The organism is Amycolatopsis sp. FU40, from assembly GCF_021903635.1.
Classification (GTDB): Bacteria; Actinomycetota; Actinomycetes; order Mycobacteriales; family Pseudonocardiaceae; genus Amycolatopsis; species Amycolatopsis dendrobii.
The window spans coordinates 971,309-992,170 of record NZ_CP091381.1; the positions used below are offsets into that span (position 1 = coordinate 971,309).

Sequence of the window (20,862 nt, forward strand, 5' to 3'; positions counted from 1 at the left end):
TCTCCTCTATTCGGGGTGGGTGACCGGCACCGGCGCCGGACGCGCCGGGGTTTCGGGGGCGGGGCCGGTTTCGGTGGGGTGCCCGGCGCCGACCCAGTCTTCGATTCCTTCCCGGTACTTGCGGACGTCGGCGTACCCGAGTTCGAGCAGCCGGGCGCCGACGAATTCGCTGTTGCGGCAAGGGGTGTTGGCGCAGTAGACGACGATCGCCGCGGTTTTGTCCGGGACGACCCGAGGGGCGTGCTCGTCGGTGAACCGCGCGGCCTGCTCGTAGGGGAAGCCCGGGATGTTGCGGGCGCCGGGAAGGTGTTCGCGGGCGTAGTAGTCGGGCGGCATGGTGTCGACGACGATCACCGTGCCCTCGTCCATCGCGGTTTTCAGCTCTTCGCGGCCGATCAGCGGCAGCATGCCGGTTCCTCCCGGGTTCCGGCGGCGGGCAAGCAGGCCCGCCGCGAGGTGACTGACGAACGCCACGACCACCGAGTTGATCGTGGGAATCCCGAAGTCGAAGACGACCGCGAAGGCCGTTCCGAGCGCCCAGCTGACCAGCGCGGCGAGCTCCCAGTCGCGACCGGCGACGGCTTGCCCGCGGCGCAGGGCGGCGAAAACCGGACGGCACCGGCGAAGCACGAAGTACTCCGCGATGAGCACCCCGGCGACCGGCGGGGCGAGCACGCCGACCGCGGTCAGGAATCCGGCGAAGTCGTCGGCGATCCCGAGCGCCGACGCCGCCGTGCCGAACACGCCGAGCACCAGGACCACGTGCACCCGGCTGACCTTCCGGTCGAACAGCACGTCCACGACGTTGACCAGGCCGAGCGAGGAGGAGTACAGGTTCCAGTCGTTGATCTTGAGGATCGCGGTGGCCAGCACGAGGGTGCCGAGCAGCCCCGAGGAGGAGGTGACGATGCCGACGACGTCCGAGGTGGCGGCGGCGTGCGCGAGCAGCACGCCGATCAGCCCGATCAGGTACTCGCCGAGCGTCACGCTGATCACGGTCTGCTTGACCACGTCGGCGCGGGTGCGGTTGAACCGCGTCATGTCCGGGGTCATCAGCGCGCCGAGGATGAAGGCTCCGGACACCAGCGTGGTCGCCGCGCCGAGCGACAGCGGCGGTCCCGGCGGGGGAGCGGCGACCAGGTCCGCCAGCGAGTGCGTGTGCAGCGCGTCGAGGACCGAATACCCCGCCAGCACCAGGAAAGCGGGCACGGTCAGGTAGGCGGTCCAGGCCATCAGGCGGAAGCCGTAGACGGTGATCACGGTGATCGCCGCTCCGCCGACCAGCGCCCAGCCCCATTCCGGCAGCGCACCGCCGAGGGCGTGCATCCCGTGCGCGAACACCCCGTTCTGCACGCCGAACCAGCCCGCGAGGCTGATCGCCACGAGCAGGCCGACCAGTGCGGAACCCTTCCGGCCGAATCCGGCCCAGCGGGCGAGCACCGAGGTGGACAGTCCCTCGCGCACCCCGGCGATGCCGAGCAGCACGGTGATGACCTCCAGCAGCACCGAACCGATCGTGATGGCCAGCACCGCGTTCCAGAACGTCATGCCGTAGCCCAGCAGCGCGCCGACGATGAACTGCTGGAACGAGGACACCTGCCCGAACCGCTGCACCGCGACCGACGGCCAGGACCGGCGGGCGGCGTCCGGGACGCGGGTCAGCGAATAGTCGTCGTGCCGGTCGTTCATCGCCCGGTCGCTTCCAGTGCGGCTTCGGCGACGACGAGGAAACCCTGTCCCGGCTCGGGCCGGAAGGCGAATTCCCGGTCGAAGAACTTCTCGAGAAACGGCACCCGCTGGTGGTAGACGAACATCGACCGCGGATTTCCGGTGATCAGCCCGGAACCGGCGAACAACGGGAGTTCGGCGAGGAAGTAACGCACGGCGAGCCGGAGCGCCTGCTCGTCCGGCACGTTTCCGGTCCGGCCCTGCAGCACCCAGGTGGAAGCGCCGTAGCAGGCGGAACGGAATGCGCTGTCGGTTTCGAAGTGGGTTTCCGCCGAGGCCAGCAGTTCCCGATAGGACGGCAGTTCGCGCAGCCGGGCCATGCCGAGGATCCGGCTCTCCGGGTCGGGCACGTCCAGCGCGCGCAGCGCGGCGGCGATCTTGTTGTGCACGTGGCAGGACTGCCGGTGCGCCTTCTGTTTCGCCCTGGCGGGCGGGTATCCGAGCGCTTCGAGCGTGTAGGCGGTGACCTCGTCCGGGACGAAAAAGCAGAACTCGGCGAAGCGGTCCGCGGTCCACGCGGCGAGCCGGGCCAGCCGTTCCGCGGTGAAGTAGCCGTTGAACGGGCTCACTCCGACGCAGGCGTGCCGGACGTCCGGATACAGGCGGGCGCAGCCGGAAGACAGCGGAGTCGCGTCGAACATTGAAAATTCCACCTTTTCTCGTCTCGATTCCGCGTTTCTCCCGGCGGGGCGGGACTTGGTGCGGCTCACTGTGCCGGGATCCGGGCGGCGCGGGTAATGCCTGCCGGTTATGCCGCCGCGGGACGGCGGCGACTGTGCGATGCGGAGGTTCGCGAGAGGAACCCGCGCGGAATCAGATTCCTTCAGGGTTCCCCTCGCGGACTTCCGCGGGAGTGCGGCCACGGCCGCAGTTCGGAAAGAGGATTTCCTACTTTGGTCGGGCGATTGCCACACTTTCGCCGGTGCACTCGCACCGGCGGGCGTCATATCGTGAACTTTCGTGGAGTTGGAACTCAAGCATTTGCGCCACCTCCAGGCGATCGCCCAAGCGGGCAGCCTCAACCGCGCGGCCACCGAACTGGTGCTGCCGCAGCCCGCCCTCAGCCGCGAACTGCGCCGGATCGAGGAACTGCTCGGCAGGCCGCTGTTCGAACGCGCCCGCGCCGGGGTGCGGCCCACGCCGTTCGGGCAGCTGATCCTCGACTACGCGGACGGGATCCTGGCGCGCACCGCCCGGATCGGGCCCGCCCTCGCGCAGCACCGCGCCCAGCGCGACAGTGCGTTGCGGGTCGGCTGGTCGGAGACCGTCCTCTCCGGTCCGTTGCTCCGTGCGCTGGAGACGACCGGGCTCGGCGACCGGGCGGAGATCCGGACCGCCGAGTCGACCGCGGAGATGCTCGTCTGGTTCGGCCGCGGCGAACTCGACCTCGCCGTCCTGTCCGAACAGTGCGAGGTGCCGCTCCCCGCGAACACCGGCCGGATCGACCTCGCCGAGGACCCGCTGCTGATGATGCTCCCGGACTGGCATCCGCTCGCCGCCCGCCGCGAGGTGGACCTCGCCGAACTGGAGCACGAGCGGTGGATCTCCTCGACCGGGCCGGACCGCTGCCGCGAGTTCCTCGCCAGGGTGTGCGGCCCGTACGGCTTCGCCCCGGTGATCGCCCACTACGTGCCGGTCTCCGGCCCGCGCGACGAGATCGTCCGCTACCAAGGCGACGTCACGCTCGTCCAGGCCTCCCGCCCGCTCGCCCCGGGAGTGGTGCACCGGCCGGTCCCCGGCCTGCGCGAGCGGACCCGCCATTTCCTGCTGTACCGCGAGGACAGTCCGGTCGCCGCGCGGGCCGGCCTGCTGGCCGGGCTGATCCTCGACGCCTACCACGACGAAAGGGGCGGCTACGACGGCCCGCGCGCGATTCCGGGGGAACTGCCGTGGCTGACCGCCCGGACCAGCTGATCCGCACCGGCACGGACCTCGAGCTGCGGCAGCTGAAGCTGCTGGTCGCGGTCGCCGAGGCAGGCAGCGTGGCGGCTGCCGCGGCCGCGCTGGGCACCACTCCGGCCAAGCTCACGCTGCGGATCCGGCGGCTGGAACGGATGATCGGCGCCGCGCTGCTGGCCGCGGAACCGGCAGGGAAGCTGTTCACCGAAACCGGCGAGGTCCTGCTCGAACACGCCTCGGCGGTGGTGCCGCAGTTCGACCGGATGCTGACCGCCGCTCGCGCCGGACTGGAGCGCCCCGTCGCGCAGATCCGGATCGGCTCGGTGCCGACGCCCGTGCTGCCGCGGCTGATCCGCGAGGTGGGGCTGCGCAACCCCGGCGCCGGACTCGCGGTCCGGACCGGCGAATCGGCCGCGGAGCTGGCCGAAGCACTGCTTCGTGCGGAACTGGACCTCGGCCTGCTGCGTCAGGACGCCGTCCGGGAACGCCCCCTCGAATGGGTTTCGATAGCCACGGAGCCGCTGGTGGTCGGCATTCCGCCCGGACATCCGCTCGGCGTTCCGGATTCGCTCACGCCGGCCGCGCTGTCCGGCCGGCGCTGCGTGCTGCTCGACCAGGCCGTGCAGCCTCGGACGCACGCACTGCTCGCGGCCTTCGCCGACGCTGGCGCTGATCCGCGGCTTTGCTACGCCGACAGCGAATGGGCGGTGCTGTGTGTCGGTTACGGGGCCGGGATCCTGACCGTGACAGCGCCGCCGACGAGACCGATGCCGGACACCTCATACCGGCCACTGCATTGTGCGGCCACGAATTCGACTCTCGTGCTCGCCTGGGCTGAGGACAGCCCGTTTGCCGGTTGCGTCCCGCGCGTCCGTGCCGCGATGACGCGCGCGCACGCCGAATCCCTCCGCGCACTGGTCAGTTGCCGTCCGTGAAGGACTCCTTGCGGGAATCAGATTCCCGCAAGGAGTCCTTCACGGACATCAGAGATCAGCCGATGCGGTAGCTGTAGGGCAGAGTCGCCAGCACCTCGCCGGTTCCGACCTGCGGCAGACCGGTCACGCCGGTCGGCAGCGAAGGCACGGTCACGATGTTCAGGTGCCCGGCCACCTTCTGCCCGCGGTCGCCCGACGGCGTGATCGTCACCAGAATCGTCGCGGTCTCGCCCGGCTTCACCAGCTGCGGCGTGCCGCCGGTGCCGTTCGGGTCCACCGACTGGCCGTACGGGTCGCCGGTCGACGACGTCACCGAACCGTCGAAGCCCGCCGTCTGGATCGACGCCGTGTAGCTCGAATGCCCGGCAGGCGCGCCTTCCGGACCGAACGGGCCGATCTCCTGCACGTCGGCGAACCAGACGCCCTTGGTGACGTACCCGGTCTTCTCGCCGATCGTCGCGACCGACACCGTGCTGCCGTTCTGCGCGGACTTCAGGTCGCCGAGCACGTCGATGCCCGCCGCCGAACCCTGGATCTCCGCCTGCGCGGGCACGGTCGAGGAGGTCGCGACGGTGAACTTGCTCGTCTCGGGCGGAATCGAGTAGACCGGAGCGTCCGAGTTCAGCTCCGGCAGGTTGACCTCGGTCGACCCCTGGATCGGCTGCGGCTGCAGCGTTTGCCTGGTGTTCGTGCGCGCGTCGACGCCGATGGCGAGCGGTTCGACGCCGGTGTTGCGCACCGTCACCGGCACGGTCACCGCCTTGCCCGCGGCGAGCGACGCGGACTGCGGCAGCGCGGGCGCGCCGACCGAGACCTGGTCGAAGCCGACGGTTCCGGTGAACGGCTGGTCGATCTGCTTGCCGGTCACCGGGTTCTGCACGACGAGCACCAGGTGCCAGCGGCCCGGCAGCGGGTTCGCGTCGACGAGCTGCAATCCGGTGCCCTGCTTCAGCGTGGTGGCCGAATCGAGGGAGGCGTTGCTGTTCACGTCGGCGAGTTCGCCGTTCGGGTCGACCAGGACGCCGTCGAGCAGAGTGCCCGGATCCTGGAGTTTCACCGCGACGTCGAGGTCCCGCTTGCCGCGCGGAACGTCGAATTCGTAGGAGAAGGTCTGCGCGGGCGACACCGCACGGGCGTTGCCGCCGGTGATCGTGCCGCTGAAGGCGCCCGGGCCGTTCTTCGTCGGGATCAGTGCGCGCAGCACGGCCGACACGGTGGTCTGGTGGCCGTCGGAGCTGCCGAAGGTGATCGAGTAGTCCGCGTCGCCGCCGCTGGCCGGGGTCTGCAGCGCGACGTGCACCGGCTTCGTCTGCCCCGGGTTGAGCTGCAGGATCTGCGGCGAGACCTGGCCGTACGGGACAGCCCGCTGCGCGGTGGTCGCCAGCTGGACGTCACCGGTGTAACCGGCCTGCCCGGACGCCGAGTAGAGCACCGCGGTCCACGTGCCCGCGGCCGGGCGCGTGACGTCCACATTGGCGTAGTTCGCCGTCGCGGCCCCGCCCTGCGGACGGCTGTTGGCGACGAAAGTGCCGTCCGGCGCGAGCAGCGTCAGCCGCACCACCGGGGTGACCGACTGGCCGTTGACCGACTTCGGGCTGCCCTGCCACGCCATCCGCGCCAGCAGCCGCTGCGCGCCGTTCGGCACGGAGAACGTGACCTTCTTGTACGCCCAGTTGGTGCCGTTGAAGTACGGGAAGGTCGGCAGCTTCGTCGAGTCGAACGCCGTGGTCTGCGCCTGCGTGCCCATCGGGGAGAACGTCCGCGTGCCGGTGCTGACCGTCAGCGGCTTGGTACCCGAGTTGGTGACGTTGACCGACGCCTGCTGCGTGCTGCCCGGCGCGCCTTCCAGCGTCAGCTGGTCGGCCGACAGCGAGATGTTCGACGAAACGCCCGCCGGCGCGCCGGTCGAGCCCGGAGCGGTGAGCGCCGCTTCGACCGCCGCGCGCGCGTCGAGAAGGCCGGCGCCCTGCTCGTCGGCCGGGAGGTTGAGGTCGCGCGCGGTGCTGGTGATGATCTGCTTCACCTGCGCGGGCGTCGGCGACGTGCCGTGGTGGGAATTGCGGTAGCTCTGGATCACCAGTGCGGCGACGCCCGCGGTCAGCGGGGCGGATTCACTGGTGCCGCCGAAGGATTCGAGGTCGGTCGGCTGGGGGACGGTGTTGAAGTTGCGGCATTCCGAGTACGCCGGGGAGCAATCGGCCCAGTTGCCCTCGCCGGGCGCGACGAGGTCGATGGTGCGGCCGTTCTGCGTGATGCCCGACGACGACAGAGCGGAGATGTTGTCGCTGACCCATTTCCCGTTGGAGAACGGGAAAGCCGCGTAGCCGGTCTGCGCGTACAGCCGGTTGTCGGTGGTCGCGCCGGTGGAGATCACCAGCGGGTCGGTGGCCGGGCTGCCGATCGTGGACGTGGTGCCCGCGTCGCCGCTGGAGGCGGTCACCGTGACGCCCGCGGCCACGGCCTGGTCGTTGAAGACCTGGAACAGGTTGCGGGAGCTGGAATCCGGGTACTGGTTGAGGCCGAGCGATTCGTTGATCACGTCGACGTGGTCGACGGTCACCGCGTAGTCGATCGCCTGCAGCACCGCGGAGTTCGTGGCGGTCTTGCCGAAGACGTTCAGCCCCACCAGGCTCGCGCCCGGCGCGACGCCCTTGACGACGATGTTGCAGCCTGCCGGGAGCGGGTGCTTTTCGTTCACGAACTTCGACAGGTCGTGCACCACGACGCCCTGCGCGGCGATCGACGAAGCGTCGCCGAATGCCTCGGCGCCGGCGTCGGTCGTGTTCGGGCCGTCGCCGGAGAAGTCCTGGTAGTCCGAGAACACATGGCTGCCGTCGGGACGGATGAAGTCCGCGTAGTTCGGGTCCATGTTGTCGGCGAGGAACGCGACCTTCACGCCGGCGCCATTGGCCAGATCGGACGCGCTCTTGCCGCCGGTGGTGCTGTACGCGCGGATCGACGTCAGCGCTTCGGGCTCCAGCAACGGTTTCGCCGGATCGGCCGGGCAGGTCGCGTTCGGCGAAGCCGGTGCGGAAGGTCCGCCTGCCTTCGGCGCGGCGGCCGGTGCGCCCGGTTTGGCGTCCGGCAGCGTCACCTTGCTGTCCGGCAGCACCTGCGCGACCGCCGGGTCGTGCGCGAGCTGCGCGGCCTGCGCGGGCGTGACGGTGGCGGAAAACGCGTTGCCCAGCGCGAAGTGCTTGACTTTGGCCGGTGCCGCGCCGGCGAGCTTGGCGAGCACCGAGTCCTGTTCTTGGGTCGCTTTGGCGCGGCGAGTGTCCGAGGCCGCCTTGGTGGGCGGCGCGCTGGGCAACTGGTCCGCGAGGACGACGATCACCGATTGCGGCGCGGTGTCCGCCGCGGCGGCCGGTGCGGCAGCCTGCGCCGGCTGGGTCGCCCCGGCCAGCACCAGGCTGCCGGTCGCAGCCATGACCAGGGCGCGAACGGATCGCGAGGAACGCCCCATGTGCAGTTCCCACTTCCTGCTAGAAGGGTTCGTGAGTTACCGGCCCCGACGAAATCGGGCGCACTCGTGCCGCGCTCGATTTCCCAGTAGCAGAACTCTTTCCGACTCCCGCACGATCCACAAGCGACAATAGTGGGAAACAAATCCGGCAAACGGGACCGAATTTCCGCGCGGTCGCGCATTCGGTCCCGTTTGCCGGAATCGGGGTCAGTCCTGGGGGAGGTGTCGGCGCGAGTGTCGCGTCACCACAAGGGTTCCCGCGATGGCGACCAGTGCGACGCAGGCGAGCAGCACCGGGTAGCCCGCTACTGCGTTCAGTGCCGCCAGAAGTGACGGCAAGAGGAATCCGACATACGCCAGCGCGTAGTACACGCCGGTGAGTTCCGCGATTTCGTCCGGCCGGGCGAGACGTTGCAATTCCAGCAGTCCGGACACCACGACGATGCCGTAAGCGGCGCCCAGCACGACCGCCGCGCCGAGCGCGATCCACGGCGATTCCTCCGCTGCCGCGAAGACGCTCAGGACGAGTCCGGCGCAGAGCACCGCCATCCCGGTGAGCACGGCGCGGGCGCTGGTGGCGCGGTCGACCCGCTTGGCGATCGGCTGAATCCCCACGCCCGCGCCGATCGCGCAGACGGTGAGCAAGGTGGAGTAGGCCAGCGCCCACGACCCGGTCTGGTGCTCGACGAGCTGCGGCAGGATCGCGTACGCCACGCCGCACGAGCCGAAGATCCACGGCGCGGCGGGCAGGATCACCCGGCGGAACCGCGGATGCCGCGCGGTGGCGGGCAATGCGGCGCGGACCGAGCCGGTCCGGACAGCGAGCGTTTCCGGACTGCGCGTGACCGCGAGCAGCGAGACCAGCGCGAGTCCGATGTGGACCAGGTAGGGGAGGACCATCGGCCACGGACCCCATTGCGCGAGCGCTCCGGCGACGCCCGGCCCGATGCCGAGCCCGAGTGTCAGGCACAGTGCCGCGCGGCGGGTGCCCGTGTCGGCCGCGCTGTACGGGTCGGCGTCGGCGAGCTCCTTGATCCAGGTGGAGCCGACGGCCATCGCGACCGCGACCGCGATCCCGGAGAGGAACCGGCCCGCGGCGATCCACCCGGCGCCGGCCGGGCCGAGCGCCAGCAGCACGCTCGCCAGCAGCGACAACACGGTGCCGGCGAACATCACCGGGCGGCGACCGTACCGATTGGACAGTCCGCCGGACAGCAGCAGCCCCGGCACGAGGCCGACGACGTACGCGCCGAGCAGGGCGTCGACGGTGAACGCGGAGTAGCCCGCGGCGTGGTACATCACGAGCAGCGGGGTGAACTGGTTGCCGCCCCATCCGGCCGCGAACACCGCCGCGGCGGCCGGAAACCAGGCCGGGCGAGTGGTCGTTTCGGGTGTGTCGGGCAGGGGGTCAGCAGTAGTGGTCATCGACGGTGCACCGAATCCAAGTGTGCGCGCAGGGCCGGGGCGAAGGTGTCGGCCTTCGTCCCGGCCTCCGCGATGATGTTCAGGAGGTCTTCGTGCTCGCCGACGACCCGCGGCAGGCGTGCCGGGATCGGCGCGAGCGCGTGGACGTTCATCCGGCGCTGCCGGTCGGCGAGCGTCGTGTAGAAGGCGAGCAGCAATGCGTTGCCGCCCGCCTCGACGATCGTGCGGTGGAACAGGGCGTCGGCTTCCGCGAACGCGGGCACGTCGCCCGCGTCCGCGTGCTGCCGCTGGACGTCCAGCACCGCACGCAGTTGCTCGAGCGCCGCCGGGATCAGCTCCGGACGACGGCCCAGCCGTTGTACTGCCGCGCTTTCGACCGCCTCGCGGGCTTCGAGCACGTCCTCGGCCTCGCCCGGGGTGATCGGCACGACGATCGCGCCGCGCTTCGGGATCAGGTTGAGCAGCCCCTCGACCTGCAGCCGCAGGAACGCCTCGCGGACCGGCGTCCGGCTCACCCCGAGCCGCTCGGCGATCTCGCCCTCGCTGAACAGGTGGCCGCCGGGCAGTTCGCCGGTGAGCACGAGTTCCTTCGTGAGCTCGTACGCGCGGTCGGCGGCGGGTTTCGACGCGTTCACAGGTGTGACGCTAACATGCATCCCAGCTTGTATCTAAGCCGTTGTGACCTGCGGCTCAGCTGGTTTGTCGGGGGCGTGTGCGATGCTCCTCGGGTGCTGCTGCTCGACGCCCGACCGACCGTGAACCAAGCCGTCGACGCCATCCGCGCCGCCTTGACCGGCGGCCTGGACCCGGACCAGGACCCGCCGCGGTCCGTCGTACCCGTGCCCACCGGGCAGTTTCTGCTGATGCCCGCGTTCTGGGACCGCTATGCCGGGGTCAAGGTCGCTTCCGTCGCCCCGGACAACCCGGCGCGAGGCCTGCCGCGGATCCAAGGCCACTACCTGCTGATGGACGGCCCGACGCTCACCCCCATGGCCCTCCTCGACGGCGTCGCGCTCACGTCGGTGCGCACGGCGGCTGTTTCCGCGGTGGCCGTGGACCTGCTGGCAGTGCCGGACGCGGAACGCCTGGTGGTGTTCGGGACCGGTCCGCAAGCGCAAAGCCACATCGAAGCTTTCCGTGCCGTGCGACCGGTGCGGGACGTAGTGGTCGTCGGCCGCAATGCGGAGCGTGCGCAAGCTTTCGCCGCGCAGTACCCGTTCGCCCGCGCGGGCACTCCCGACGACGTGTCCGCAGCTGATCTGATCGCCTGCTGCACCTCGTCGCGCACCCCCGTGTTCGACGGAGCGAAGGTCCCCGAGCACGCCACCGTGGTAGCCGTCGGCTCGCACGAACCCGACGCTCGCGAGGTCGACGATGTCCTCATCGGACGATCCACAGTGGTCGTCGAAGGCATCGGCGCGGCTACCCGCGAGGCCGGGGATGTCGTAATGGCAATGGAATCCGGCGCCCTTGCCGCGGACGACCTTGTCTCGCTCGCCGCGCTGGCCCAGGGTGCTGCGGTGCCGCCGGGTCCTCGGCTGTTCAAGAGCGTCGGAATGGCTTGGGAGGATCTGGCGGTCGCGGCGGCCGTCTACGAAGCGGTCAAGTGACATCCCGGCGAAGCGGGAACGCGACCGCCAGTCCGGCCGCGACCAGTGCGTAGCCGAGGAGAACGAGCGCGCCGCCCGCGGTGGGCAGCAGCTGTCCGCCCGCGTGGCCGGTCTGCTGGGCCAGCGCGTCGGCGAGGTAACCGAATTCGGTGAGCGCCGCGGTGGCTCCGCCGGGAAGGAAGGGATAGATCGCGTTCACGCCCGGAATGGCGAGCAGCGCGATCTCCACCAGGTACAGATATCCGATCACGACCGCCAGCGCGGCGACTTGGTTCCGCAGCAGCGCACCGATTCCCACGCTCAGCACGGTGTAGATCGTCATCGCGGCGGCGATCCGGAGCAGAAGTTCGAGGACTGTTCCCGGCGCGAGGCCGACAGTCACTCCGTGGACGGCGGCGCTTCCGTAGAGCGCGAGCCCGGCGGCGGCCGCAGTGACGACGCCGTAGCAGAGCCCGCCGATGGCGAACGCCGCGAGTTTCGCGACGAGGATCCGCCAGCGGCGCGGTGCGAAGAGGAACGTGACGGAAATCGTGCGGTGCCGGTATTCCGACGTCATCGCGACAGTGCCGAAGACGGCCGGGAACAGGACTGTCACGGTCGCCATGCCGAGGACATTCCGCACCCCGGCGGCGGTGTCGAGACCCGGCATCGGCGGCTGGACGTGCTGCGGGCCGATCACGCCGATCAGCCCGACCAGTCCGCCGCCGCACGCCGCGGCCGTGACGAGCGCCCACAGCCACAGCCGGGTGGAGCACAACCGGCGGAGTTCCGCGGCGATCATCGCCGCTCGCCCGCGGTGAGGGCGAGGAAAACCTGTTCCAGGCCGGGTTTTTCCGGGGTCAGCTCGTGAATCCGGAGTCCCGCCGCGGCCGCCCGGTCCGCGATCTCGGCGGTGCCGATCCCGCGGACCCGAAGGAGATCCGGCGCGATCCGCTCGGCAGTTCCGCCCAGCGCCCGAGCGAGTTCGTCGGCGTCAGGGGAACGGACAAGCGCGACGGACGCGGTCGAGGCGGACAGGTCCGCTACGGTCCCGGTGGCGACGAGGCGACCGTCGCGGATGACCACGACCTGCCCGGCGATCTGCTCCAGTTCGCTGAGCACATGACTGGAAACCAGCACCGTGCGCCCGCCCGCGGCGAACCCGGTGAGCAGGTCGCGCAACCACGCCATGCCCCGCGGGTCCAGCCCGTTGCCCGGTTCGTCGAGCACCAGCACCGGCGGATCGCCGAGCAACGCTGTCGCGAGACTGAGCCGCCGCCGCATGCCAGTGGAATAGCCGCGCGAGGGCCGCCCCGCGAAGCCGGTCATCTCCAGTTGCTCCAGCACCTCGTCGACGCGCCGCCGAGGCAGCCGCGCCATCGCGGCGCAGACGCGCAGATGCTCACGCGCAGAACACGCCGGATGCGGCTCGGCCCCGTCGAGCACAGCACCGACGGCGCGGACCGGATGCGGCAACTCGGCGTACCGGAGACCGTCGATCGTCGCGGTCCCGGAGTCCGGCCGGACCAGGCCGAGAAGCATCCGCATCGTGGTCGTCTTCCCGGAGCCGTTCGGCCCGAGGAACCCGGTGATCTCCCCAGGGCTCGCGGAAAACGTCAGCTCGGCGACCGCGGGCGTCGCGCCGAATCGTTTGGTCAGATCTTGGACGGCGATGCTCATGCGCGAGCCTTGAGCGCGTCGGCCAGCTCGGCCGCATCGGGCAGGCTGAGCAGCAGTTCAGCGAACTCCGCGTCGTCGAGGACGATGCGCAGCGCAGGCCCGGACCGGCGCACCGACACCAGCTGGCGCGTCCCGGTGCCCAGCCCCCAGACCCCGACCTTGAACACCCCGCTGACCAGCATGCCGATCCGGCCGCCGCGGGTGCGGGCCAACGGGTTCCCGATCTGTTCGGCCGTCCGGATCCTGGCCAGCGGAACCGTGATTTCTTCGCGCCGCACCGCGAACCGCTCCCAGCGGGCGAACCGCACCCGGAGTTCGTCGCCGACGATCTCGGCCGTCGCCATCGCCACCACCTCCTGCGTTATCTGTTCTATTAGATGTATAGCAGATATCCTGGACGGGTGCTGCTGACTTTGGATCTCGACCGCGAGACGCCGATCTACCTGCAGATCCGGGACCGGATCGTGGAGGCGATCGCCGACGGCGACCTCGCCGAGGGCGACGCGCTGCCCTCCACCCGGCAGCTCGGCGCCGACCTCGGCATCAACTTCCACACCGTGAACAAGGCCTACGACCTGCTCCGCGCGCAGGGTCTGATCCGCATCAACCGCAAGAGCGGCGCGGTGATCCGCCGCGACGCCCGGTCCGGTCCCGCCGAACCCGGATTCGCCGACGAATGGCAGGAACGCCTCCGCACGCTCCTGGCCGAGGCCGTCGCGCTCGGGCTGGACGCCGGCGAGGTGACCGCCCGCTGCGGCACGGTGCTCGAATCCTTCCGCGCCAAGGCTCCGTCGTGACGTCGTCGGTCTGCCTGGATCTCGCGCTGGTCGCGCTGCTGGCCGCCGCGTTCTGGGCGGCTCCCGCGCTGGCCCGGCCGACGCTTCCGTTCGGTGTCCGCGTCCCGGCCGCGCGCATGGCCGAACCGGAGATCATCCGCGCGCACCATCGGTACGCGCGCGGAGTGCTGGTGGTCGGCACTCTCGCGTTCGTCTTGGTCGCTTTCGCTTCAGCCGGACTGCGCTGGGAATCGGCGGCCGCGTTCGTCGCACCGGTTCTCGCGGCCGCTTGCTGCGGGCTCGGCTACCGGGAGCACCGCAGAGTAGCCGCCGCGAAACGGGACGGCGACTGGTATTCCGGCACCCGTCAGGCAGTCGCGGCCGACACCTCCCTGCGCACCGACCCCGTCCGTCCACAGTGGATTCTTCTGGCTCCGGCGGCATCGCTGTTCGCGATCACCGCGGCGATCGGGGCCTGGCGCTACGGCGCTCTGCCCGCGACACTGCCGACGCCGAACGGAATGATCGTCGACCCCGCTCGGCGCAGCGAGACGACAGTCGGCCACGCCTTCGCGACCGTCACCGCGCAGCTGCTGATCATCGTCCTCGTCGGTCTGCTGGGCTTCGCCCTCCCTCGTGCCCGGCCGGAGCTCGACGCGGCACAGCCTGCCGCCTCGGCCGCCCGATACCGCGGCTACCTCGCCGGGGTGCTGCGGCTGCTGTTCGGCACCGCCGGATGCGCGGCCGCGAGCTTGCTGGTGGCGTCGCTGGAGGTGTGGGAGATCGTCCCGGCCACGACAGGCGCGACCGTCGTCAGCTACCTGCCTCTTGCCGCCGCGGCAATCGCGTGGGTGGCGTTCGCGTTCCGGGCCGGCGACGCGGGGCACCGGCTGCCCGCGGACGAAGAAGACTCCGGCCGCGTGCAGCGCGACGACGACCGGTACTGGCGCCTCGCAGGCATGGTCTACGTCAACCGCGGCGACCCGGCCCTTCTCGTGCACCGGCGCTCGGGCGTCTCCTGGACGCTCAACCTCGGCAACCCGATCAGCTGGGCGATCCTCGGGGCACTCGCGGCTTTCGCCGCGCTGGCCGGGTTCGGCGTCGTCGAACTGCCTTCCCGCGGCGGATAGCCTGGGTTCCTTCGACGGCGAGGGGAATCTGGGATGTCCGAGGAACTGACTACCGCGGCGGAACTGTTCGACGCGATCGGAGCCGGGTACGAGGAGGCGTTCGGCCGCCCGCCGGTGGTGGACGCGGCGGTGCGGGAGTTGCTCGCGGTGCTGCCGCCCTCGGCGCGGGTGCTCGACGTCGGCAGCGGGACCGGCCGCCCCGTGGCGGCGGATCTCGTCGCCGCCGGGCATCGGGTGACCGGGATCGACGTGTCCGCGGAGATGGTGCGGATCGCCCGCGAGCAGGTGCCCGGGGCCGAGTTCGTGCAGGCCGACGTGCGGGAATGGGAGTCGGAACCGGAGTCTTGGGACGCGGTGTGCGCGTTCTTCCCGTTCCTGCAGCTGGCGCGGGCCGAAACGGAGCGCGCGCTCGGCCGGATCGCCGGCTGGCTGGTCCCGGGAGGAAGGTTCGCGCTGATCACGGTGCCCTCCGACGTCGAGGACGTCCCGGTCGACTTTCTCGGCCACTCGATCCGGGTCACGAGCTTCCCGGCGGACGCGCTGGTCGAGCGGGTGCGCGCGGCCGGGCTGGAAGTGACCGGGACCCGGGCGGAGACCTTCGCGCCGGACAAGCCCGGGGCGGAGCCGGAGGAGCACCTGCTGATCTCGGCCCGCAAACCCGGCTGAGCGGCTCCGGAAAGCACGAAATGGTGAAACAAATTCAGTGCTGAGGGAAAGCGGGGCGGCATTTCCGCGCTGCCGGGTGAACACGCCGGAAACTGCGCGGAAACGCCGCCCCGCCCGCTCGTCGCGGCCGGTTTTCCGGCCGATCGAATGAATCCCCGCCGAGACCGGGTGATTGCCGGATCACCGCGGTTCGCTCACGGCGACCGGTTCGCGAGGTTTGCTGCCGCCTCGCCACTGACCGCTCACCGCAGCCGATTCGTTTTGTGCCCGCTCGCGCACATCGGCTGGCCGCGGCTCCTGGCTTGCGCTGCTCGTTCTCCGCTGAGCCTGCCCGCCGCACCCGAATCCCGCAGCCGGCTGCGACCGCCGACACGCTCGCTCGCTCGCCGCGGCTGGTTGCCGAGGCTCCTGACGTGCGCGGTTCGCTCGCCGCGCTCGACCTGCGGCAGTTGATTCGCTCGGTTCGCCCGCCGCAGCCGACCCGCGGACTTCCTGCGGCAGTCGGCTCGCGTTTGGCTCACCGCAGACGAGTGGAGGACTTCCTGCGGCAGGATCGCTTGCGGTGGCTGTCTCCTGAGTCTCCTGACTCGCGAAGTTCTTTTGCCGCCAACGGTTTGCTCCGCATACCGCGGGCGATGAGCGAGGCCGATCGCGGAAGCGATCGGCACGGGAACTCAGGCCGGAACAGGCTCGCTGCTACTGGTTGCCCCACTGCTGCTCGCCCTGCTGGCCGCCCTGGTCGTAGCCGCCCTGCTGGCCGCCTTGCTCGTAACCGCCTCGTTCGCCGCCCTGCTCGAAGCCCTGCTGCTGGCCGCCCTGCTGGAAGCCGCCCTGGCCGCCTTGGTCGAAGCCGCCCTGGCCGCCCTGATCGAAACCGCCCTGGCCGCCTTGGTCGCCCTGGCCGAAACCGCCCTGCTGACCCTGCTGTCCGCCCTGGTCGAAACCGCCCTGCTGCTGTCCGCCGCCCTGTTCCTGGCCGCCGCCTTGCTGGCCGCCGCCGAAGTTCTCCTTCAGTTTGTCCGCGCCCTGGCGGATCTGGTCGCCGTGCTTGCCGCCGGTTTTCTCGTCGGCGAATTCGGCGGCCTTGTCGATGCCCTCGCCGACCTTGTCCTGGTTGTTGCCCGCGAATTCCTGGATCTTGTCCTTGGCCTGGTCGAAAAAGCTCATTGAAATCCTCCTTGATCTATTCGTGACCCATGGATACCAGCCGGGTACCCGAAGGGCGCGGCCGCGAGACGCCAGTCCCCGGTTCGGGTGAGGCCGGGCGCCGGTTCTGCCCGGGTCGGGCCACGGGTGGGTTACCCCACACGCCCGGGTCCGGCCGCGGCGGGCCGGTAGGGTCGCCGCGGCAGGGGCGCCGGAGCCGAGGAGGACGTGTGGCGGGACCGTTGAGCGGGCTGAAGGTCGTCGAGCTGGCCGGGATCGGGCCGGGGCCGCACGCGTGCATGGTGCTCGCCGACCTGGGCGCGGACGTCGTCCGGGTGGAACGGCCTTCCGGATCGCTCGACCTCAGCGGCGGCAAGCCGGACCCGCTGCTGCGCGGGCGCCGCTCGGTCGCCGCGAACCTCAAGACCCCCGAGGGCCGCGAGCTCGTCCTGCGGCTCGCCGCGAAAGCGGACGTGCTGGTCGAAGGCCTGCGCCCGGGCGTCGCCGAACGGCTCGGCGTCGGCCCGGACGACTGCTTCGCAGGCAATCCCCGCCTGGTTTACGGCCGGATGACCGGCTGGGGCCAGGACGGGCCGCTCGCCCAGCGCGCCGGGCACGACATCAACTACCTCGGCCTCACCGGCGTGCTGCACGCGATCGGCCGCGCGGGCGAGCGTCCGGTGCCGCCGCTCAACCTGGTCGGCGACTTCGGCGGCGGATCGATGTTCCTGATCGCGGGCGTGCTCGCGGCGTTGTGGGAATGCGGCCGGACCGGACGCGGCCAGGTCGTGGACGCGGCGATGGTCGACGGCGCGAACGTGCTGTCCCAGATGATGTGGGCGTTGCGCGGCCTGGGTTCCTGGTCCGACGAACGCGGCACGAACCTCCTCGACGGCGGCGCGCCGTTCTACGACACGTACGTGTGCGCGGACGGCCGGTATGTCGCAGTCGGTTCTCTCGAACCGCAGTTCTACGCGGCTCTCCTGGACGGCCTCGGCCTCGCCGCGGAAGACCTCCCGCCGCAACTGGACCGCGACGGCTGGCCCGCGCTCCGCGCCACCTTCACCCGGGCCTTCCTCAGCCGCACCCGCGACGAATGGGCCGAGGTCTTCGACGGCACCGACGCGTGCGTCACGCCGGTCCTCTCGCCCGACGAGGCTCCCCGGCATCCGCACATCGCCGCGCGGTCCGGCCTGGTCACGCTCGACGGGATCATCCAGCCCGCTCCGGCGCCGCGGTTTTCGCGCAGCACAACGGATTTGCCGTCGCCGCCGCCAGTGCCGGGCGCGGACACCGAGGACGTCCTCGCCGACTGGAAGGCATGAGCACGCGGCTGGGCGCTCGTGCGCGTTGGCGCCGGTTCTAACCGGCAGCAGCACTCACGAGGACCGCAACCGCACCGGCAACGTCACGTGCCCGTTGGTGATGAACGACGGCACCGGCTCCAGCTCCTCCTCGGCCACCGCCAGCGCCAGATCCGGGAACCGCTCGAACAACGCCGGCAACCCCAGCTCCGCCTCCATCCGGGCGAGCTGCGCGCCGAGGCAATAGTGCACGCCGTGGCCGAACGCGAGCGCTGATTTGTCCTTGCGGGTCAAGTCGAACTCGTGCGCGTCCGGGCCGTGGTGGCTCTCGTCGCGTCCGGCGGGACCGAAGGACGGGAGAATCGGGTCGCCCGCGTGGATGACCGTGCCCTCGACCTCGATGTCCTCTCGCGCGAACCGCAACGGCAGGTGCGAAAGCGGGGCCTGCCAGCGCAAAGTCTCGTCCACGACGTCCGACCAGGTGCGCTTTCCGCCGAGCACCTGCCGCAGCTGGCCGGGATGGGTCAGCAGCGCGGTCACCGCCTGGTCGAGCAGGTTGACCGTCGTCTCGTGACCCGCGGTGATCACCAGGATCAGCGTGTCCACCAGTTCCGCTTCGCTCAGCCGGGAGCCGTCGGAGTCGCGGGCGCTGATGAGGGCGGTGGCGAGGTCGTCGCCGGGCTCGGAGCGCCGCTGGGAGACGAGGCCGGCGAGAATTCCGTACAGCAGCTCGACGTTCGCGGTCGCTTCCTCCGCGGTCGCCGACGTCGCGAAGATCCCGGCCACCGCGGTGCGCAGGCCCGGCCGCGTCTGTTCGGGGACTCCCACCAGCCGGCAGATCACCTCGATCGGCAACCGGTAGCAGTACTGTTCGCGCAGGTCGGTTTCGGATGGTCCGGCGTCGAGTTCGGCGAGCAGGCCGTCGACGATTTCGGCGACCGCCGGGCGCAGCGCGGCGATCCGGCCGGGCGCGAAAGCCTTGGACACCAGCGACCGCAGCCGCCGGTGCTCGTCGCCGTAGGCGGTGAACATGTTCTGCACCGAAACCCAGATGTCCAGCGACCAGTCGGAGGAGATCCTGCCGTCCCGGTAGGCGGGCCAGTGCCGCCGGGCGTCCTTCGACACCCGCGGGTCGGCGAGCAGGGCGCGCAGCAGCGGCAGGCTGGTGACCGACCAGGCGAGCACGCCGCCCGGCAGTTCGACCACGGTCAGCGGTCCGCGGGCGCGAAGCCGGGCGCCCTCGCCGTGCACGTCCGGCGCGGCCGGGTCCAGCACGAAGGGGGTGACGGCGTGGTCCATGGGCGCTCCTCGCGGCCCGATGGTCCACAATGGACTGACGATGGGGGAGGTGTCCGTTGCGGCCACCGGGTCCGCGACAAGCGTAGCGCGGCTAAGGATCGCTCTGTCCGGCTTGAGGGGTGGTCCGGACCAGGCCGGAGAAGGGGTTGACGTCAGCCGTCGGCGCGCTTGCGGTGCAGCGAGAACCGCTCGAACACCGACAGTTCGCCGGTCGGCTTGGTGACGTTGTAGTAGGTCACGTGCATGGTCGTCGTGCCGCCCGGACGGCGCCCGGGATCCACGGTGAACGCGGCGAAGCCGTAGGGGTGGTCGAGGTCGCGCACCGCGCTCCACACCGCTTTTTCGCGCACATAGGTCGGCTTCCGCTTGCCCGTGGCCGGATCCCGCTTGTCCGCGACGGCAGTCAGCACTTTTCCGGTGCCGTCCTTGAAGAAACTGCCGTTGGTGGTGCCGGAGACGCCTCCTCCGCCGAGAATCATGTGCACAGTGCCGTGCGTCGCGTCGATGTTGTCGGTCGCGTCGGACACCGGGTTCGGCGTGAGCGTTTCGCTTTCCGCGACGACGCCGTGCACGGCCAGGGAGCGTTCGTAGTCGTGCTCGTGCCCGCAAAGCACCAGGTCTACGCCGTAGCGGTCGAACAGCGGGCCGTACTTCTCGCGCAGGCCGAGGTCGGCGCCGTTCGCGTCGGACGTGCTGATCATGACCTGGTGCATCGCGACGACGATCCAGTCCACGTCCCGCGACGCCCGTGCCGCGGCGAGTTCTTTCTCCAGCCAGGCGAGCTGCCGCCCGCCGGAGTAGCCGCTGACGTAGAGGTCGCCGCCGTCTTGCAGGCAGTTGTCGTCGTTCTGCAGCACGATCACCCGGACCGAGCCGACGGTGAAGCCGTACCAGAGCCCGGCCAGTTCGGGGTCGGTTTCGGTGGACGGCAGCTGGAAATACGCCTGGTAGGCGTCCATCCCGAGCGCGCCGTTCTGCTTCTCGATCTCGTGGTTGCCCGCGGCGGGCATCCACGGCCGGTACCGCGCCGAGCGGGTGTTGTTGGTGAAGAAGTTGTTCCAGGTGCGCACGCGGTCGACGTCGAGGTTGGCGTAGCAGAGGTCGCCGTTGAGCAGGTGGAACAGCGGCGCGACGGTCTCGATGCCGGTGACGATGTCCTTCGTCGCCGGGGTGGAGAAGAAGTCGAGCGCGGGCGCGCCCTTGAGGTCCCAGGTGACCTGCGGCGCGGACTGGTCGCCGAAGCTGGTGAAGGTGAACGCGGACCGGCCGCCGGGCGCGGTGCGGAACGTGCCGGCGTCGGGCGTCGCGCCGTCGTGCTGGGCGACGTAGAGGTACTCGGTGTCCGGGCAGAGGCGGTTGATCTCGGCGTGGTGCACCCAGACCGTGCGGTTGGAGGCGCCGTCGAGGTAGGTGCGGGTGACCGCGGGCGCGTACGAGCCGAAGCCGTCGTCGAGCGTGCCGTAGAGGACGCGGGGGCGGCGGACCGGGCCGTCGGTGAGCCACGAAACCACCATCTGCCGGGCGGGATCGCGGCCGAACGTGAGGTGCAAACCCTGCACTGGCGTCGCGCCGCCGCCCGGCGCCGGCGCGAGCGGAGCGGCGGCGGCCGTACCAGTTCCGAGCAGTGGTACGGCAGCGCTTGCGCCCATTAGGCCTAATGCTCCTCGACGGCTGACGGCGTTGGACATGGCGGCCTCCTCCGGCTCCCAGGCGAAAGCGAAGTTATGCTGGCCGCGCGGCCCGCCGATGAACGCCTGCTGTCCGGCGCGTGAAGTGTCGTCCGGGCGGGTTCCGGTTCGTTCCCTTTGCCGGGAAACGGTTT

At 70.7% G+C, this 20,862-nt stretch carries 18 protein-coding genes and 1 pseudogene; 7 read left to right on the top strand and 12 right to left on the bottom strand.

All coding sequences use genetic code 11. The features are described from left to right. Window positions 1-6: 6 nt before the first annotated feature. From L3Q65_RS05725 to L3Q65_RS05735, 3 genes and pseudogenes are all read right to left on the bottom strand, one after another. Entirely contained in the window at window positions 7-408 is a 402-nt protein-coding gene (locus L3Q65_RS05725; RefSeq protein WP_237600852.1) for a rhodanese-like domain-containing protein, read from the bottom strand. Between the two features lie 147 nt (window positions 409-555). Beyond that, a pseudogene (locus tag L3Q65_RS05730) lies at window positions 556-1,689 on the bottom strand (cytosine permease); the annotation flags it as partial. Further along, on the bottom strand, window positions 1,686-2,369 hold the full coding sequence (locus L3Q65_RS05735; protein ID WP_237598957.1) for a tRNA-dependent cyclodipeptide synthase: 684 nt from the start codon (window positions 2,367-2,369) through the stop codon (window positions 1,686-1,688). The pseudogene L3Q65_RS05730 and the gene L3Q65_RS05735, both read right to left, overlap by 4 nt. A gap of 319 nt (window positions 2,370-2,688) precedes the next feature. Between L3Q65_RS05735 and L3Q65_RS05740 the strand changes: the two genes are divergently transcribed. Beyond that, complete coding sequence (locus L3Q65_RS05740) at window positions 2,689-3,642, top strand: LysR family transcriptional regulator (protein WP_182892008.1); 954 nt, start codon at window positions 2,689-2,691, stop codon at window positions 3,640-3,642. Then, a complete protein-coding gene (locus tag L3Q65_RS05745; protein WP_237598958.1) occupies window positions 3,618-4,562 on the top strand; it encodes a LysR substrate-binding domain-containing protein in 945 nt (314 codons plus the stop codon). The genes L3Q65_RS05740 and L3Q65_RS05745 overlap by 25 nt, the downstream gene beginning before the upstream one ends. A gap of 55 nt (window positions 4,563-4,617) precedes the next feature. Here the strand turns inward: L3Q65_RS05745 and L3Q65_RS05750 are convergent, their stop codons facing one another. From L3Q65_RS05750 to L3Q65_RS05760, 3 genes are all read right to left on the bottom strand, one after another. Continuing rightward, window positions 4,618-7,989, bottom strand: coding sequence for a S8 family serine peptidase (locus tag L3Q65_RS05750; protein WP_237598959.1), 3,372 nt, complete (start codon window positions 7,987-7,989; stop codon window positions 4,618-4,620). A gap of 243 nt (window positions 7,990-8,232) precedes the next feature. Then, window positions 8,233-9,450 (bottom strand): MFS transporter, encoded by a 1,218-nt coding sequence (locus tag L3Q65_RS05755; protein ID WP_237598960.1) that lies wholly within the window; start codon window positions 9,448-9,450, stop codon window positions 8,233-8,235. Beyond that, entirely contained in the window at window positions 9,447-10,085 is a 639-nt protein-coding gene (locus L3Q65_RS05760) for a GntR family transcriptional regulator (protein ID WP_182892004.1), read from the bottom strand. The genes L3Q65_RS05755 and L3Q65_RS05760 overlap by 4 nt, the downstream gene beginning before the upstream one ends. Window positions 10,086-10,178: 93 nt before the next feature. On the opposite strand from L3Q65_RS05760, the gene L3Q65_RS05765 reads away from it, so the two are divergent. Next, the gene (locus tag L3Q65_RS05765) at window positions 10,179-11,060 is read left to right on the top strand and encodes an ornithine cyclodeaminase family protein (protein ID WP_220507324.1); all 882 of its coding nucleotides are present in this window, start codon (window positions 10,179-10,181) and stop codon (window positions 11,058-11,060) included. On the opposite strand, the gene L3Q65_RS05770 is transcribed toward L3Q65_RS05765, so the two are convergent. From L3Q65_RS05770 to L3Q65_RS05780, 3 genes are read right to left on the bottom strand one after another with little or no spacing between them, the layout of a single operon-like run. Further along, complete coding sequence (locus tag L3Q65_RS05770) at window positions 11,053-11,841, bottom strand: ABC transporter permease (protein WP_237598961.1); 789 nt, start codon at window positions 11,839-11,841, stop codon at window positions 11,053-11,055. The two genes, L3Q65_RS05765 and L3Q65_RS05770, sit on opposite strands and share 8 nt — an antisense overlap. Next, the gene (locus L3Q65_RS05775) at window positions 11,838-12,719 is read right to left on the bottom strand and encodes an ABC transporter ATP-binding protein (protein ID WP_182892001.1); all 882 of its coding nucleotides are present in this window, start codon (window positions 12,717-12,719) and stop codon (window positions 11,838-11,840) included. Before L3Q65_RS05775 ends, L3Q65_RS05770 begins: the two co-directional genes overlap by 4 nt. Continuing rightward, window positions 12,716-13,063 (bottom strand): hypothetical protein, encoded by a 348-nt coding sequence (locus tag L3Q65_RS05780; RefSeq protein WP_182892000.1) that lies wholly within the window; start codon window positions 13,061-13,063, stop codon window positions 12,716-12,718. Before L3Q65_RS05780 ends, L3Q65_RS05775 begins: the two co-directional genes overlap by 4 nt. Before the next feature lie 57 nt (window positions 13,064-13,120). On the opposite strand from L3Q65_RS05780, the gene L3Q65_RS05785 reads away from it, so the two are divergent. Genes L3Q65_RS05785 through L3Q65_RS05795 form a run of 3 tightly spaced genes read left to right on the top strand, consistent with a single transcriptional unit; the run spans window position 13,121 to window position 15,291 of the window. After that, window positions 13,121-13,516 carry a GntR family transcriptional regulator gene (locus L3Q65_RS05785; protein ID WP_182891999.1) on the top strand — a complete coding sequence of 132 codons (396 nt, stop codon included), beginning with the start codon at window positions 13,121-13,123 and terminating at the stop codon, window positions 13,514-13,516. Beyond that, window positions 13,513-14,625 (top strand): DUF1648 domain-containing protein, encoded by a 1,113-nt coding sequence (locus L3Q65_RS05790; protein WP_237598962.1) that lies wholly within the window; start codon window positions 13,513-13,515, stop codon window positions 14,623-14,625. Before L3Q65_RS05785 ends, L3Q65_RS05790 begins: the two co-directional genes overlap by 4 nt. Window positions 14,626-14,658: 33 nt before the next feature. After that, a complete protein-coding gene (locus L3Q65_RS05795; RefSeq protein WP_237598963.1) occupies window positions 14,659-15,291 on the top strand; it encodes a bifunctional 2-polyprenyl-6-hydroxyphenol methylase/3-demethylubiquinol 3-O-methyltransferase UbiG in 633 nt (210 codons plus the stop codon). 696 nt (window positions 15,292-15,987) lie between these two features. Here L3Q65_RS05795 and L3Q65_RS05800 read toward each other — a convergent pair. Beyond that, window positions 15,988-16,458 carry an antitoxin gene (locus L3Q65_RS05800; protein WP_237598964.1) on the bottom strand — a complete coding sequence of 157 codons (471 nt, stop codon included), beginning with the start codon at window positions 16,456-16,458 and terminating at the stop codon, window positions 15,988-15,990. A gap of 209 nt (window positions 16,459-16,667) precedes the next feature. On the opposite strand from L3Q65_RS05800, the gene L3Q65_RS05805 reads away from it, so the two are divergent. After that, window positions 16,668-17,762 carry a CaiB/BaiF CoA-transferase family protein gene (locus tag L3Q65_RS05805; RefSeq protein WP_237598965.1) on the top strand — a complete coding sequence of 365 codons (1,095 nt, stop codon included), beginning with the start codon at window positions 16,668-16,670 and terminating at the stop codon, window positions 17,760-17,762. Window positions 17,763-17,816: 54 nt separating this feature from the next. Here the strand turns inward: L3Q65_RS05805 and L3Q65_RS05810 are convergent, their stop codons facing one another. Continuing rightward, window positions 17,817-19,040, bottom strand: a complete 1,224-nt coding sequence (locus L3Q65_RS05810; RefSeq protein ID WP_237598966.1) for a cytochrome P450 — start codon at window positions 19,038-19,040, stop codon at window positions 17,817-17,819. Between the two features lie 152 nt (window positions 19,041-19,192). After that, window positions 19,193-20,689 carry a metallophosphoesterase family protein gene (locus L3Q65_RS05815; RefSeq protein ID WP_237598967.1) on the bottom strand — a complete coding sequence of 499 codons (1,497 nt, stop codon included), beginning with the start codon at window positions 20,687-20,689 and terminating at the stop codon, window positions 19,193-19,195. Window positions 20,690-20,862: the final 173 nt, after the last annotated feature.

Coding starts and splice junctions, on each gene's coding strand:
- L3Q65_RS05725 (WP_237600852.1), bottom strand. CDS start 408: ATGCTGCCGCTGATCGGCCGCGAAGAGCTGAAAACCGCGATGGACGAG.
- L3Q65_RS05735 (WP_237598957.1), bottom strand. CDS start 2,369: ATGTTCGACGCGACTCCGCTGTCTTCCGGCTGCGCCCGCCTGTATCCG.
- L3Q65_RS05750 (WP_237598959.1), bottom strand. CDS start 7,989: ATGGCTGCGACCGGCAGCCTGGTGCTGGCCGGGGCGACCCAGCCGGCG.
- L3Q65_RS05755 (WP_237598960.1), bottom strand. CDS start 9,450: ATGACCACTACTGCTGACCCCCTGCCCGACACACCCGAAACGACCACT.
- L3Q65_RS05770 (WP_237598961.1), bottom strand. CDS start 11,841: ATGATCGCCGCGGAACTCCGCCGGTTGTGCTCCACCCGGCTGTGGCTG.
- L3Q65_RS05775 (WP_182892001.1), bottom strand. CDS start 12,719: ATGAGCATCGCCGTCCAAGATCTGACCAAACGATTCGGCGCGACGCCC.
- L3Q65_RS05780 (WP_182892000.1), bottom strand. CDS start 13,063: ATGGCGACGGCCGAGATCGTCGGCGACGAACTCCGGGTGCGGTTCGCC.
- L3Q65_RS05795 (WP_237598963.1), top strand. CDS start 14,659: ATGTCCGAGGAACTGACTACCGCGGCGGAACTGTTCGACGCGATCGGA.
- L3Q65_RS05800 (WP_237598964.1), bottom strand. CDS start 16,458: ATGAGCTTTTTCGACCAGGCCAAGGACAAGATCCAGGAATTCGCGGGC.
- L3Q65_RS05810 (WP_237598966.1), bottom strand. CDS start 19,040: ATGGACCACGCCGTCACCCCCTTCGTGCTGGACCCGGCCGCGCCGGAC.
- L3Q65_RS05815 (WP_237598967.1), bottom strand. CDS start 20,689: ATGGGCGCAAGCGCTGCCGTACCACTGCTCGGAACTGGTACGGCCGCC.